Annotated in this window: 12 protein-coding genes; 7 read left to right on the top strand and 5 right to left on the bottom strand. The window is 69.8% G+C overall.

Features of this window, described 5'->3' with window-relative positions; genetic code table 11:
- Nucleotides 1-7: 7 nt before the first annotated feature.
- Genes sufC through sufB form a run of 4 tightly spaced genes read right to left on the bottom strand, consistent with a single transcriptional unit; the run spans nt 8 to nt 3757 of the window.
- Entirely contained in the window at nt 8-778 is a 771-nt protein-coding gene (gene sufC, locus AC6CQV_RS05245; RefSeq protein ID WP_060958691.1) for a Fe-S cluster assembly ATPase SufC, read from the bottom strand.
- A 14-nt stretch (nt 779-792) separates the two neighbouring features.
- Nucleotides 793-1122: a non-heme iron oxygenase ferredoxin subunit gene (locus tag AC6CQV_RS05240; protein WP_060958692.1), complete on the bottom strand. Its 330-nt coding sequence runs from the start codon at nt 1120-1122 to the stop codon at nt 793-795.
- Nucleotides 1119-2339 (bottom strand): Fe-S cluster assembly protein SufD, encoded by a 1221-nt coding sequence (sufD, locus tag AC6CQV_RS05235; RefSeq protein ID WP_060958693.1) that lies wholly within the window; start codon nt 2337-2339, stop codon nt 1119-1121. The genes AC6CQV_RS05240 and sufD overlap by 4 nt, the downstream gene beginning before the upstream one ends.
- Nucleotides 2339-3757 (bottom strand): Fe-S cluster assembly protein SufB, encoded by a 1419-nt coding sequence (sufB, locus tag AC6CQV_RS05230; protein WP_060958694.1) that lies wholly within the window; start codon nt 3755-3757, stop codon nt 2339-2341. The genes sufD and sufB overlap by 1 nt, the downstream gene beginning before the upstream one ends.
- Nucleotides 3758-4048: 291 nt before the next feature.
- Here sufB and AC6CQV_RS05225 point away from each other — a divergent pair, with 291 nt between their 5' ends.
- Nucleotides 4049-5044 (top strand): COX15/CtaA family protein, encoded by a 996-nt coding sequence (locus AC6CQV_RS05225; RefSeq protein WP_498260462.1) that lies wholly within the window; start codon nt 4049-4051, stop codon nt 5042-5044.
- Between the two features lie 84 nt (nt 5045-5128).
- A complete protein-coding gene (locus AC6CQV_RS05220) occupies nt 5129-5527 on the top strand; it encodes a hypothetical protein (RefSeq protein ID WP_060958695.1) in 399 nt (132 codons plus the stop codon).
- A 103-nt stretch (nt 5528-5630) separates the two neighbouring features.
- On the opposite strand, the gene AC6CQV_RS05215 is transcribed toward AC6CQV_RS05220, so the two are convergent.
- On the bottom strand, nt 5631-6557 hold the full coding sequence (locus AC6CQV_RS05215) for a heme o synthase (protein ID WP_060958696.1): 927 nt from the start codon (nt 6555-6557) through the stop codon (nt 5631-5633).
- A 261-nt stretch (nt 6558-6818) separates the two neighbouring features.
- On the opposite strand from AC6CQV_RS05215, the gene tkt reads away from it, so the two are divergent.
- The 5 genes from tkt to AC6CQV_RS05190 are packed head-to-tail and all read left to right on the top strand — an operon-like array spanning nt 6819 to nt 14156.
- Nucleotides 6819-8897, top strand: a complete 2079-nt coding sequence (gene tkt / locus AC6CQV_RS05210) for a transketolase (RefSeq protein ID WP_498260461.1) — start codon at nt 6819-6821, stop codon at nt 8895-8897.
- Entirely contained in the window at nt 8894-10024 is a 1131-nt protein-coding gene (tal, locus tag AC6CQV_RS05205) for a transaldolase (protein WP_060958698.1), read from the top strand. The genes tkt and tal overlap by 4 nt, the downstream gene beginning before the upstream one ends.
- The gene (locus tag AC6CQV_RS05200; protein WP_498260460.1) at nt 10021-11640 is read left to right on the top strand and encodes a phosphoglucose isomerase-related protein; all 1620 of its coding nucleotides are present in this window, start codon (nt 10021-10023) and stop codon (nt 11638-11640) included. The genes tal and AC6CQV_RS05200 overlap by 4 nt, the downstream gene beginning before the upstream one ends.
- Nucleotides 11641-11667: 27 nt before the next feature.
- Nucleotides 11668-13218 (top strand): glucose-6-phosphate dehydrogenase, encoded by a 1551-nt coding sequence (gene zwf, locus AC6CQV_RS05195; RefSeq protein ID WP_060958700.1) that lies wholly within the window; start codon nt 11668-11670, stop codon nt 13216-13218.
- Nucleotides 13215-14156, top strand: a complete 942-nt coding sequence (locus tag AC6CQV_RS05190; protein ID WP_060958701.1) for a glucose-6-phosphate dehydrogenase assembly protein OpcA — start codon at nt 13215-13217, stop codon at nt 14154-14156. Before zwf ends, AC6CQV_RS05190 begins: the two co-directional genes overlap by 4 nt.
- Nucleotides 14157-14162 lie beyond the last annotated feature (6 nt).

Genomic DNA, 14162 nt, shown 5'->3' with positions numbered 1-14162 from the left:
TTCGATCCTAGGCCTCGACGACGTCGGAGGGCTCGAGGTAGCGGTCGTAGCCCTCTTCCTCGAGACGCTCGGCGAGCTCGGGGCCGCCCTCCTCCGCGACGCGGCCCTTGACGAGCACGTGCACGTAGTCCGGCGTGATGTAGCGGAGGATGCGGGTGTAGTGCGTGATCAGCAGAACGCCCAGGTCGGTCGCCTCCTTGGCGCGGTTCACGCCCTCCGAGACGATCTTGAGCGCGTCGACGTCGAGGCCCGAGTCGGTCTCGTCGAGCACCGCGATGGCGGGCTTGAGCAGCTCGAGCTGGAGGATCTCGTGACGCTTCTTCTCGCCGCCCGAGAAGCCCTCGTTGACGTTGCGCGCCGCGAACTTCGGGTCCATGCGGAGGTTCTTCATGGCCGCCTTGACGTCCTTGGTCCACGTGCGGATCGCCGGAGCCTCGCCGTCGATCGCCGTCTTGGCGGTGCGCAGGAAGTTCGTGACGGTGACGCCCGGGATCTCGACCGGGTACTGCATCGCCAGGAAGAGGCCGGCACGGGCGCGCTCGTCGACCGACATCGCGAGGACGTCTTCGCCGTCGAGGGTGATCGTGCCCTGCGTGACGGTGTACTTCGGGTGCCCGGCGATCGTGTACGCCAGCGTCGACTTGCCCGAGCCGTTGGGGCCCATGATCGCGTGGGTCTCGCCGGTGCGGACGGTGAGGTCGACGCCGTTGAGGATCGGGGTCTGGCCCGCGTCGGTCTCGACCGTCACGTGGAGGTCGCGGATCTCGAGAACAGCCATGTCAATTACCTTCTTCAGTTCACTTCTTTGAGGACGGTGGGATCGATGAGGACGTCGTCCCCGTCGATCGTGACCGCATAGACGGGCACCGGCTCGTACGCCGGGAGGTTCAGGGGCCGGCCGGTGCGCAGCGAGAACGCCGAGCCGTGGGCCCAGCACTCGAGGGTGTCGCCCTCGACGAAGCCGTCCGACAGCGAGATGTCGCCGTGCGTGCAGGTGTCGCCGATGGCGTGTACCTCGCCGTTGGAGTCGAGGACGACCGCCATCGGCACACCGTCGATCTCGACGCGCACGGCCGTGTCCTGCTCGAGGTCGCTCAGGTTCAGCACTTTCTGCGCGGTCACTCGGCCGCTCCCTCGGCGTCCGACGCGAGGGCGAGCTCGTCCTCGATGGCGGCGATCAGCTCGTCCTGGAGGTCGGCGACGTCGATCTTCTGGACGATCTCGGCGAGGAAGCCGAGCACGACCAGACGCCGCGCCTCCTCCTCGGCGATGCCGCGGGCCTGCAGGTAGAACAGCTGCTCGTCGTCGAACCGCCCGGTGGCGCTCGCGTGACCGGCGCCGCGGATGTCGCCCGTCTCGATCTCGAGGTTCGGGATCGAGTCGGCGCGCGCCCCGTCGGTGAGCACGAGGTTGCGGTTCGCCTCGTAGGAGTCGGTGCCCACGGCATCCGGCCCGATGAGCACGTCGCCGATCCAGACGCTGCGCGCGGACTCGCCCTGCAGCGCACCCTTGTACAGCACGTCGCCGACGGTCTGCGCGCCCTTGTGGTGCAGGTAGACCTGGCTCTCGAGGTGCTGGCCCGCGTCGGAGAACGCGAGGCCGTACAGCTTGCCCTCGGCGCCCGCACCCGCGAGCTCGACCGAGGGGTTCACGCGGACCACGCGTCCGCCGAGGCTCACCACGACGTGCGTGAGCGTGGCGTCGCGGTCGACGCGCGCCTGGTGCGACGCGAGATGGATCGCATCGTCGTCCCAGCGCTGCACGGAAACGACGGTCAGCGCGGCGCCGTCGCGGACGATGATCTCGACGTTCTGGGCCTGCTGGGCGCTGCCCTCGTGACGCAGCACGACGGTGGCGCGCGACTGGGCCTGCGCTTCGATGACGACGTGCGCGTGGGCGACGCCGCCGCGGCCGGTGAGTCGCACGAGCACCGGCTCGTCGAGCTCGACGCCCGCGGGGATGCGGATGAGGGGCGCGTCGGCCTCCTGCGTCCAGGCGATCGCGCTCACGCGATCCTCGGGACGGAACACCTCGCCGCGCGGAGCCTCACCGATCGCGAGACGCGACTGGTGGACGGCGTCGGGCGCGCTCACCTCGACGCCGATGACGTCGTGCGGGGCGGGCTCGTCGCGCAGCAGGTCGCCGAGGAGGGCCACCGGCGTGTGCTTCCAGTTCACCTCGCGTCCCGTCGGCATGCCGAAGTCGGCGGGGTCGAACGAGGTCGGCCGCTCCGACCGGGTCTGCACCGGCACCACCTTGGAGACCAGCGAGGCCGCAGGGTCGATGTGACCCTCCGCCCGGGTGCTCGCATCGGCGGGGGTCTGCGTCACTGTCGTCATCAGCCGACGGATCCTTCCATGCCCATCTCGATGAGCTTGTTCAGCTCGAGGGCGTACTCCATGGGCAGCTCACGCGCGATCGGCTCGATGAACCCGCGCACGATCATCGCCATCGCCTCGTCCTCGGGCATGCCGCGGCTCATCAGGTAGAACAGCTGCTCCTCGCTCACCTTCGACACGGTCGCCTCGTGACCGAGCTGGACGTCGTCCACGCGGATGTCGATGGCGGGGTACGTGTCGGAGCGGGAGATCGTGTCGACCAGGAGCGCGTCGCAGCGCACGGTGTTGGCGGAGTGGTGTGCCTCCGGCGACACCCGCACCTCGCCGCGGTAGCCGGCGCGGCCGCCGCCGCGCGCGATCGACTTCGACACGATCGAGGACTGCGTGTACGGCGCCATGTGGATCATCTTGGCGCCGGCGTCCTGGTGCTGACCGGGGCCCGCGAAGGCGACCGACAGGGTCTCGCCCTTGGCGTGCTCGCCCATGAGGTAGATCGACGGGTACTTCATCGTCACCTTGGAGCCGATGTTGCCGTCGATCCACTCCATCGTCGCGCCCTCGTGGGCGATGGCCCGCTTGGTGACGAGGTTGTAGACGTTGTTCGACCAGTTCTGGATCGTGGTGTAGCGAACGCGCGCGTTCTTCTTCACGATGATCTCGACGACCGCCGAGTGCAGCGAGTCGCTCTTGTAGATCGGCGCGGTGCAGCCTTCGATGTAGTGGACGTAGCTGTCCTCGTCGGCGATGATGAGCGTCCGCTCGAACTGGCCCATGTTCTCGGTGTTGATGCGGAAGTACGCCTGCAGCGGGATCTCCACGTGCACGCCCTTCGGCACGTACACGAACGATCCCCCCGACCAGACGGCCGTGTTGAGGGCGGCGAACTTGTTGTCGCCGGCGGGGATCACGGTGCCGAAGTACTCCTGGAAGAACTCCGGGTGCTCGCGCAGGGCCGTGTCGGTGTCCATGAAGATGACGCCCTGGGCCTCGAGGTCCTCACGGATCTGGTGGTACACGACCTCGGACTCGTACTGCGCGGCGACGCCGGCGACCAGTCGCTGGCGCTCCGCCTCGGGGATGCCGAGCTTCTCGTACGTCTCACGGATCTCCGCGGGGAGGTCTTCCCAGGACTGCGCCTGCTTCTCGGTGGAGCGCACGAAGTACTTGATGTTGTCGAAGTCGATGTCCGACAGGTCGGCGCCCCAGGTGGGCATCGGTTTGCGGCCGAAGAGCTGATACCCCTTCAGACGGGTCTTCAGCATCCACTCCGGCTCGTCCTTGAGGGCCGAGATCCCCCGGACCACGTCCTCGTTGATGCCGCGCTGCGCGACGGCGCCCGCGGCGTCGGTGTCGTGCCAGCCGAACTCGTAGACGCCGAGCCCCTCGAGTTCGGGGCGGTCGATGAGCACATCCGACATGGGTTTGCCTCCTTCGTGCCCGGCGGTGTCATCCGCTCCGGCATTCCTGCGCCTGCGCCTGTCTCACGATCGGAGTGTCGTGGGCGAAGGTCGGATGCCGCTTTCAGGGCCGTTTTCGTGTCGTTTTCTCCGACGTGGTCTGCGTCGGGGCCCGCACCTCGCGCGCCTAGACTGTAGGGGGCGTGACGCGCTTCGCGCGCCGCTGTTCCCACCCCTTCAGTCTACAGGCAACACCCCGACACGGGCGTGGCCGGCGCCCGTTCGGGCACGCATCCGGGAGGCGACCCCACCATGTCCGCACCGCAGACCTCCGCTCCTGACGCCCCGACGACCGCGAGCGGTTCGGGCTCCGGCCGCTCGCTGGCCTCGCGCCTTCCCGCGCGTGTCGGACGCAGCACCCGTGTCCTGGCCTGGCTCGTCCTCGTCAGCAACGTCGTCATCGTCGGCACCGGTGGCCTCGTGCGGCTCACCGGCTCGGGGATGGGATGCGAGACGTGGCCGTACTGCACCCCCGAGTCGCTGGTGCCGACCCAGGAGCTCGGCATCCACGGCCTCATCGAGTTCGGCAACCGCACCCTCACCGGCGTGCTGGTGATCGTGGCCCTCCTCGCCTTCCTCTCCGTCGTGCGCCTCTGGCGCACCCGTCCCGAGCTGCCCCGCCTCACGCTCGCCATCGGCATCGGCATCATCCTGCAGGCCGTCATCGGCGGCATCACCGTGTGGCTGCACCTGCACCCGAGCATCGTGGGCCTGCACTACCTGCTGTCGGCGGCCCTGGTGGCGATCGCGGCCGCGTACGTGGTCCGCGTGTACGCGACACCCGGGCCGCGGGAGCGCGCGGTCGCCCGGGGCTACGCGATCCTCACCCACGTCACCAGCGCGGTCGTGCTGATCACGGTCGTGATCGGCATCCTCTTGACCGGCTCGGGACCGCACGCGGGCGACGACGCGGCCGCCCGCAACGGTCTGGACCCGATCTTCTGGCAGCACGTGCACAGCTGGCCGGCCTACACCCTGTTCGCCCTGACGATCGTGCTCTTCGCCTGGTCCTTCCGGATGCCGCGCGTCCTGCGCCTGCCGCTGTGGACGGGGCTGCTGCTGGGCGTGGAGCTCGTGCAGATCGCGATCGGGCTCTGGCAGGCCCGCACGGGTCTGCCGATCGTGCTGGTCAACATCCACATGGTGCTCGCCGTCTGCCTCGTGGCGGCGATGACGGCCGTGGTGCTGCACCTGAAGGCTCCCCGTGCCATGCTGGCTGACGGCGTGCGGTCCACAGCGACCTCATAGCCCGCGCATCACTCCTCCCCTGGTGGTTCGCAGATAGTCGATCTGTCGCCGCGCGTGCGGTGACGTGACAGAAGGAGCTTTCCCATGCCCAACACCGCCCGTGTGAACCGCAGCATCCCGTTCTGGGTGCTCGTGGGCGGTTCGGTCGTCGCCATCGGCGGCGGCGTGTACCTGCTCGTCGACAAGCTCACGATCATGGCGAACACCCTCACCGACGGCACCGCGACCGGCGTCGAGGTCTACGCCGGTCAGATCTGGGCCGTGCTCGGCGCGATCCTCATCGGCGCCGGACTCATCGGACTCGCGCTGGCCCTCACGCTCGGCACGCTGGGCGCTCTCGTGCGTCGCACCGAGATCGAGCCCGTCGTCGCCGCCGAGGAGATCGAGGTCGTCGAGGTCGTCGAGTCCGTCCCCGCGACGGAGACGGTCGCGTCCGCGCCCGTCGAGACCGTCGACGCCGGTACCGACCGCCCCGCGGTCTGATCCGCCCGCACCGCGTCATCGAGAAGGCGCCGGTACCCCACGGGGGCCGGCGCCTTCTCGCGTGTGCACGCACACGTGCCGGCGCCGCCCGCGCCCTCGGGGATCAGAACGGCAGCAGCGGATCGATCGCGATCGCGACGAACAGCAGCGTGAGATACGTGATCGACGCGTGGAAGACGCGCATCGGACGGATCTGCTCGCCCCGGACGGCGCGGTTGTACAGCACGTGGGACTCGACGATGAACCAGCCGCCGAACACGAGTGCGGACGCCGTGTAGACGAGCCCCATCCCCGCGACGGGGATGAGCAGCAGCGAGGAGGCCACCGTCGCCCAGGCATAGAGGATGACCTGCAGGCCCACCTGGAGGCCGTCGCGGGTCGCGCCCAGCATCGGCACGTCCGCCTCCTGGTAGTCGCCCTTGTACTTCATCGAGAGCGGCCAGTAGTGCGGAGGCGTCCACAGGAACACCAGCAGGAAGAGGATGAAGGGCGTCCAGGTCAGCGAGCCCGTGACGGCCGACCATCCGATGAGCACGGGGAAGCAGCCCGCGATCCCGCCCCAGACGATGTTCTGCTCGGTGCGCCGCTTGAGCAGGATCGTGTAGATCACCACGTAGAAGAAGATGGCGACGGCGCTGAGCGCGGCCGCGAGCGCGTTCGTCGTGACCAGCAGCCACACCGTGGAGGCGACGGCCAGCGTCCAGGCGAAGATCAGCGCTCCGCGCGGAGACACCTCACCGGTGACGAGCGGCCGGTTCTCGGTGCGTCGCATGTGGGCGTCGATGTCGCGATCCAGGTACATGTTGAAGGTCGCCGCCGACCCCGCGCTCATCGCGCCGCCGACGACGGTGGCGAGGACGAGCCAGAGGTCCGGCATCCCGCCCTGGGCGAGGATCATGACCGGCACGGTCGTCACGAGCAGCAGCTCGAGCACGCGAGGCTTCGTGAGGGTCACGTAGGCGCGGATCTTCCGACCGACGGCCTGCCGCGCGATGGGGTCGCTCACGGCGGACACGCTCGACTGCACCATGCCCCGGATCCCCTTTCTCGGTAGAACCCAGTCTAGGTCACGCTCTCCCCACCCTTGCATCCACTCCACTGGACATGATTCACTATGTTGAACAATGAGGTCAGGTCGGGATTGTCACGGATGACATACGGGGCTTCGGGCCCATGCCTCTTCGCTAAGCTGAAATCACAGGCGTCGCCGAGCGCCGGCAGGGTGCGACCGACGTCGCCGAGGCCGGTTCGAGTGTCGGACGCACTCCCCCTCTTTTCGAAAGGGCACCACGTGTCGGAACTGGCTTGGGATGAGATCGATCGGCGCGCGGTGGACACCGCTCGCGTGCTGGCCGCGGATGCGGTCGAGAAGGTGGGCAACGGCCACCCCGGCACGGCGATGAGCCTTGCGCCGGCCGCGTACCTGCTCTATCAGCGCGTCCTGCGCCACGATCCCTCCGACACCCACTGGCTGGGCAGGGACCGCTTCATCCTCTCCGCCGGTCACTCCTCGCTCACGCAGTACGTGCAGCTCTACCTCGGCGGCTTCGGCCTCGAGCTCTCCGACCTCGAGGCGCTGCGCACGTGGGGATCGCTGACCCCGGGCCACCCCGAGTACGGACACACGAAGGGCGTGGAGATCACGACCGGCCCGCTCGGGCAGGGCCTGTCCTCCGCCGTCGGCTTCGCCTACGCGGCTCGCTACGAGCGCGGCCTGTTCGACCCCGAGGCCGCAGCGGGCACGAGCCCCTTCGACCACTTCGTGTACGTGATCGCCGGCGACGGCGACCTGCAGGAGGGCGTGACCAGCGAGGCCTCGAGCCTCGCCGGCCACCAGAACCTCGGCAACCTGATCGCGATCTACGACTCCAACCAGATCTCGATCGAGGACGACACCAACGTCGCCTTCACCGAGGACGTCGCGGCGCGCTACGAGGCCTACGGCTGGCACGTGCAGACCGTCGACTGGAAGAAGACCGGCGAGTACGTCGAGGACGTCGCCGAGCTGTACGCCGCCATCGAGGCGGCCAAGGGCGAGACCGACAAGCCGTCGCTCGTCATCCTGAAGACCATCATCGGCTGGCCGTCGCCCGGCAAGCAGAACACGGGCAAGATCCACGGCTCCGCCCTCGGCGCCGACGAGCTCGCCGCGACGAAGAAGGTGCTGGGCTTCGACCCCGAGAAGTCCTTCGTCGTCGCCGACGACGTCATCGCGCACACCCGCGCCCTGCGCGACCGCGCCGCCGAGGCGCGCGCCGCCTGGCAGGCCGACTTCGACGCCTGGGCCGCCGCCAACCCCGAGCGCAAGGCGCTGCTGGACCGCCTCGAGGCGGGCGAGCTGCCCGCCGACCTCTCGGTGCCGAGCTTCGAGTCGGGCAAGGAGGTGTCCACCCGCGCGGCGTCGGGTCAGGTCATCAACGCCCTCGCGGCGCAGCTGCCCGAGCTGTGGGGCGGTTCCGCCGACCTCGCGGAGTCGAACCTCACGACCATCAAGGACGCGAAGTCGTTCATCCCCGCCGAGTGGTCCACGCACGAGTGGTCGGGCGACCCCTACGGCCGCGTGCTGCACTTCGGCATCCGCGAGCACGCGATGGGCGCGATCGTCAACGGCATCAAGCTGCACGGACCCACGCGTCCCTTCGGCGGCACGTTCCTGATCTTCAGCGACTACATGCGCCCCCCGGTGCGCCTGGCCGCGCTGATGGACATCCCGTCGATCTTCGTCTGGACCCACGACTCCGTCGCCCTCGGCGAGGACGGCCCGACGCACCAGCCGATCGAGCAGCTGTCGACGCTGCGCCTCATCCCGAACTTCACGGTGGTGCGCCCCGCCGACGCCAATGAGACGTCCGCGGCCTGGCACGAGATCGTGCGCCGCACCAGCGGCGGTCCGGTGGGCATCGCCCTGACGCGACAGAACATCCCGGTGTTCCCGCGCGGCGAGGCGGGCTTCGCCACGACCGACGGCGTCGCCAAGGGCGCCTACGTGCTGATCGACGCCGAGGGCGGCGAGCCCGACGTGATCCTCATCGCGACCGGTTCCGAGGTGCAGCTGGCCGTCGCGGCGCGAGAGACGCTCGCCGCCGACGGCATCCGCGCCCGCGTCGTCTCGGCTCCGTCGCTGGAGTGGTTCGCCGAGCAGGATGCCGCCTACCGCGAGTCCGTGCTGCCGAGCGCCGTGAAGGCGCGCGTCTCCGTCGAGGCCGGTTCCACGCCGCTGTGGCGCAGCATCGTCGGCGACAGCGGCCGCACGGTCGGCATCGACCACTTCGGCGCCTCGGCCGACTACAAGACCCTGTTCGAGAAGTTCGGCATCACCGCCGACGCGGTCGTGGAAGCGGCCCGCGCAACCGTCAAGGAGAACGCATGAGCACCCCGACCCCGACCCAGCAGCTCGTCGACGCCGGCGTCAGTATCTGGCTCGACGACCTCTCCCGCACGCGCATCGACTCGGGCAACCTCGCCCAGCTGATCGACACGCGCAACGTCTCCGGCGTGACGACGAACCCCTCGATCTTCCAGGCGGCCATCGGCAACCAGGACGACGACTCGTACGACGCCCCGCTGGCCGCGCTCGCTTCCTCGGGCGCCGACGTGGACACCGCGATCTTCGAGCTGACCACGACCGACGTCCGCGACGCGGCCGACATCTTCCGCGGTGTCTACGACGCCACGGGCGGCGTCGACGGGCGCGTGTCGATCGAGGTCTCCCCCGATCTCGCCCACGACACCGACGGCACGATCGCCGAGGCCAAGAAGCTCTGGGCCAAGGTCGATCGGCCCAACGCGCTCATCAAGATCCCCGCGACGAAGGCGGGCCTGCCCGCCATCACCGCGGTGATCGCCGAGGGCATCTCCGTCAACGTGACGCTGATCTTCTCGCTCGAGCGGTACGAAGAGGTCATCGACGCCTACCTGGCCGGCCTGGAGCAGGCCGCGGCGAACGGTCACGACCTGTCCGGCATCCACTCGGTCGCCTCCTTCTTCGTGTCCCGCGTGGACACCGAGGTCGACAAGCGTCTGTCGGCGTTCGAGAGCGAAGACGCCGAGGCGCTCAAGAGCCGCGCGGGCCTGGCCAACGCCCGCCTCGCCTACGAGCTGTTCGAGAAGAAGTTCTCCGCGCCGCGCGCGCAGGAGCTGGTCTCCGCCGGCGCCACCGTCCAGCGCCCGCTGTGGGCCTCGACGGGCGTCAAGGACCCGGCGCTGCCCGACACGCTCTACGTCACGGAACTCGTGGCCCCGGGCACCGTCAACACGATGCCGGAGAAGACCCTCGAGGCGACCTTCGACCACGGCGTCGTCACGGGCGACACCGTCACGGGCGCCTACGAGGACGCGCATCTCGTCTTCGCGCAGCTGGCCGACCTCGGCGTCGACATCACCGATGTCACCCAGACGCTCGAGGACGAGGGCGTCGCCAAGTTCATCGCCTCGTGGCAGGACCTGAAGAAGACGGTCGCCGAGGCGCTGGCCGAGGCCCCGGAGACCAGCCGGTGAGTTTCGAGATCCACGTCTCGGGACACGTCAAGGACGTCGTCGCGCAGACGCTGCCGGGTCTGGTCGACAGCCTGGTCGCGAGCGGGATCACCGCGGGGGACCCCGATCTCTGGGGTCCGGATGCCGCAGCCGAAGCCGCCGTGCGTCTCGGCTGGGTCGAGGCCGTGAGCGTCTCGCGGCCGCTGCTGCCCGAGATCGCCGCCCTGCGGGAGGACTTCGTCGCCCGCGGGCTCACGCGCATCGTCCTCGCCGGGATGGGCGGATCCTCGCTGGCCCCCGAGGTCATCACGCGGACGGCCGGTGTGCCCCTCGTGATCCTCGATTCGACCGATCCCGCCCAGGTGCTCGCCGCGATCGACGGCGACGCCGAGAGCGGCGGCCTGGAGCGGACCGTGCTGGTCGTGGCCTCCAAGTCGGGTTCCACGATCGAGACCGACTCGGCGCGACGCGCGTTCGAGGCCGCCTGGTCCGATCTCGGGATCGACCCCGCCGAGCGGATCGTCGTCGTCACCGACCCCGGTTCCCCGCTCGAGCAGTCCGCGCGCACGTCGGGCTACCGCGTCTTCACGGCCGACCCGAACGTGGGCGGGCGGTACTCCGCCCTCACCGCGTTCGGCCTCGTGCCGTCGGGACTGGCCGGCGCCGACATCGCCGAACTGCTCGACGAGGCCGAGGCCACCCTGCTCGAGGTCGCCATCGACGACCCGCGCAACCCGGCGCTCACCCTCGCCGCGGCGATCGCCGGCGGCGATCCGCGCCGCGACAAGATGGGGCTCGTCAGCGACGGCACGCACATCGTGGGTCTGCCCGACTGGATCGAGCAGCTCGTCGCCGAGTCCACCGGCAAGAACGGAACCGGCATCCTGCCGGTCGTCCTGCTGCCGGTGTCGCCCGAGGTCGACCGCACGCCCGCCGATCTGCAGATCGTGCGCCTCGTCGACGACGCGGTGCACTTCCGCCTCATCGAGCAGCACCCCGACGAGGTGCTCGTCAGCGGTTCGCTCGGCGCGCAGTTCGTCGTCTGGGAGTACGCGACCGCGATCGCGGGCCGCATGCTGGGCATCGATCCGTTCGATCAGCCCGATGTCGAGTCGGCGAAGGCGGCCGCGCGCGGTCTGCTCGAGACGCGGCCCGACATCGGCGCACCCGCGTTCACCGTCGACGGCGTCGAGGTGCGCGTGTCCGACCCCGCCCTCGCCGCCTCCGGCACGCTCGCCGGCGTCCTCGACGCGCTGTGGGCGCGGCTCGGCGCCGACGGCTATGTCGCGATCCAGGCGTACGCGGACCGCACCGCGGTTCCGCAGCTCGCCGGCATCCGCGAGCTCATCGCCGCCGACAGCGGGCGTCCGACGACCTTCGGCTGGGGTCCCCGGTTCCTGCACTCCACGGGTCAGTATCACAAGGGCGGGCCGGCGAACGGCGTGTTCCTGCAGATCATCGGCGCCGGAGAGGTGGATCTGGAAATACCGGGCCGCCCCTTCACGTTCGGTCAGTTGATCGCCGCTCAGGCGGCCGGCGACGCCGACGTGCTCGTCGCGCACGGACGACCGGTGGTCACCCTCACCCTGACCGACCCTCAGGTCGAGGTGCTTTCGCTGTTCGAGGCCGCGCAGTAGCCGCGGCCCAGGAGGAGTCTTTTCCCGATGACTGCCGAGATCTCGCGCGAGCACAACCCGCTCCGCGACCCCGATGACCGACGCCTGAATCGCATCGCCGGACCGAGCGCGCTCGTGATCTTCGGCGTGACGGGCGACTTGTCGCGCAAGAAGCTCATGCCCGCCGTCTACGACCTCGCCAATCGCGGGCTCCTGCCGCCGGGGTTCGCCCTCGTCGGCTTCGCGCGCCGCGACTGGGAGGACCAGGACTTCGCGAACGTCGTCCACGACGCCGTCCGCCAGCACGCGCGCACGCCGTTCCGTGAGGAGACGTGGAAGCAGCTGCTGCAGGGCATCCGCTTCGTCTCCGGCGAGTTCGGCGACGACGACGCGTTCCGCCGGCTGCGCGAGACGGTCGAGAAGCTCGACGTCGAACGCGGCACCATGGGCAACCACGCGTTCTACCTCTCGATCCCGCCGCGCGACTTCCCCATCGTCGCGAAGCAACTGAAGGACTCCGGACTGGTCGACGACCGGTCCAACAACCCCGACGCGTGGCGTCGCGTCGTCATCGAGAAGCCGTTCGGCAGCGACCTGCAGACGGCGCGTGAGCTGAACGCCGCGCTCGAGGTCGCCTTCCCGGCCGACTCGATCTTCCGCATCGACCACTACCTCGGCAAGGAGACGGTGCAGAACATCCTCGCGCTGCGCTTCGCCAACGAGCTGTACGAGCCGATCTGGAACGCCAACTACGTCGACCACGTGCAGATCACGATGGCCGAGGACATCGGCGTCGGCGGCCGCGCGGGCTACTACGACGGCATCGGCGCGGCACGCGACGTCATCCAGAACCACCTCCTGCAGCTGCTGGCGCTGACCGCCATGGAGGAGCCGATCTCGATGGACGCGAAGGACCTGCGCGCCGAGAAGGAGAAGGTGCTGGCCGCCGTCCGGCTGCCGGAGGACCTGTCGACCGCCACCGCCCGCGGGCAGTACGGCGGCGGCTGGCAGGGTGGCGAGAAGGTCACCGCCTTCCTCGAGGAGGACGGCATGAACCCCGCCTCGACCACCGAGACCTACGCCGCCATCAAGCTCGAGATCGGCACGCGCCGCTGGGCGGGAGTGCCGTTCTACCTGCGCACGGGCAAGCGCCTCGGGCGCCGCGTCACGGAGATCGCCGTCGTCTTCAAGCGCGCCCCGCAGCTGCTCTTCCAGCGCAACCAGACGCTCGAGCTCGGCCAGAACGCGCTCGTCATCCGGGTGCAGCCCGACGAGGGCGTGACGATCCGGTTCGGATCGAAGGTGCCGGGCGCGGGCAACGAGGTGCGCGACGTCACGATGGACTTCGGCTACGGCCACGCGTTCACCGAGTCGAGCCCGGAGGCGTACGAGCGCCTCATCCTCGACGTCCTGCTCGGCGACCCGCCGCTGTTCCCGCGCCACGAGGAGGTCGAGCTCTCCTGGAAGATCCTCGACCCGGTCGAGGAGTACTGGACCCAGCAGGGCGGACCTCTCGAGCAGTACTCCCCCGGTTCGTGGGGCCCCCCGTCCGCCGATGAACTCCTGGCCCGTGATGGCCGCGTCTGGAGGCGCCCGTGATCGTCGACCTGCCCGACACCACCGTGTCGAAGATCGCCCGCTCGCTCGTGAGCGTGCGGGAGGAGGGTGGCGCGGTCGCGCTCGGCCGCGTGCTGACGCTCGTGATCGTGACGACCCACGGCCTGCACGAGGAGGCCATCGAGGCCGCGAACGACGCCTCCCGTGAGCACCCGATGCGCGTCATCGTGCTCATCGCCGACCCCGAGGGCGACGCCAAGCTCGACGCGCAGATCCGCGTCGGCGGGGATGCCGGGGCCAGCGAGGTGGTCGTGCTGCGCGCCCGCGGCGACGTCGCGACCAACCAGGAGGGACTCGTCACGGGTCTGCTGCTGCCCGACGCCCCGGTCGTCGCCTGGTGGCCCGACTTCCCGCCCGCCGAGCCTGCGGCGTCCGACATCGGCCGGATGGCGCAGCGGCGCATCACGGATGCGTCGACCAAGCCCTACGCGAAGGATCGTCTCTCGCGTCTCGGGCCCTCGTACGCACCCGGAGACACGGACCTCGCCTGGACCCGGCTCACGCACTGGCGCGAGCAGCTCGCCGCCGTGCTCGACCAGCCGCCCTACGAGCCGGTGACGGCCGTGGAGGTCGTCGGCGCCGGCAGCTCGCCCTCGACGGGGCTGCTCGCCGCGTGGCTGCGGCTGAAGCTCGACGTCCCCGTGCAGTGGCGTTATTCGGCCCCCGAGGAGTGGGAGCACGGCATCCAGAAGGTGCGTCTCGTGCGCGCGACGGGAGACATCGTCCTCGAGCGGACGAACGACATCGACGCGACGCTGACGCAACCCGGACAGCCCTCGCACGACATCGTCCTGCCGCGCCGCACGCTCCGCGAATGCCTCGCCGAGGAGCTGCGTCGGCTCGATCCCGACCTCCTGTATGGTCGAGTGATCACGGAGGGCTGGGAGCTGCTGGGGCCCCCGACCACGACCGAGTCCTAGGAGTTC

The organism is Microbacterium sp. EG9 (genome assembly GCF_059759475.1).
Note: the sequence above shows the minus strand (reverse complement) of the source record. Positions and strands in the feature narration are given on the sequence as shown.

Coding starts and splice junctions, on each gene's coding strand:
- AC6CQV_RS05215 (WP_060958696.1), bottom strand. CDS start 6,557: ATGGTGCAGTCGAGCGTGTCCGCCGTGAGCGACCCCATCGCGCGGCAG.
- AC6CQV_RS05220 (WP_060958695.1), top strand. CDS start 5,129: ATGCCCAACACCGCCCGTGTGAACCGCAGCATCCCGTTCTGGGTGCTC.
- sufC (WP_060958691.1), bottom strand. CDS start 778: ATGGCTGTTCTCGAGATCCGCGACCTCCACGTGACGGTCGAGACCGAC.
- AC6CQV_RS05225 (WP_498260462.1), top strand. CDS start 4,049: ATGTCCGCACCGCAGACCTCCGCTCCTGACGCCCCGACGACCGCGAGC.
- sufD (WP_060958693.1), bottom strand. CDS start 2,339: ATGACGACAGTGACGCAGACCCCCGCCGATGCGAGCACCCGGGCGGAG.
- zwf (WP_060958700.1), top strand. CDS start 11,668: ATGACTGCCGAGATCTCGCGCGAGCACAACCCGCTCCGCGACCCCGAT.
- tal (WP_060958698.1), top strand. CDS start 8,894: ATGAGCACCCCGACCCCGACCCAGCAGCTCGTCGACGCCGGCGTCAGT.
- sufB (WP_060958694.1), bottom strand. CDS start 3,757: ATGTCGGATGTGCTCATCGACCGCCCCGAACTCGAGGGGCTCGGCGTC.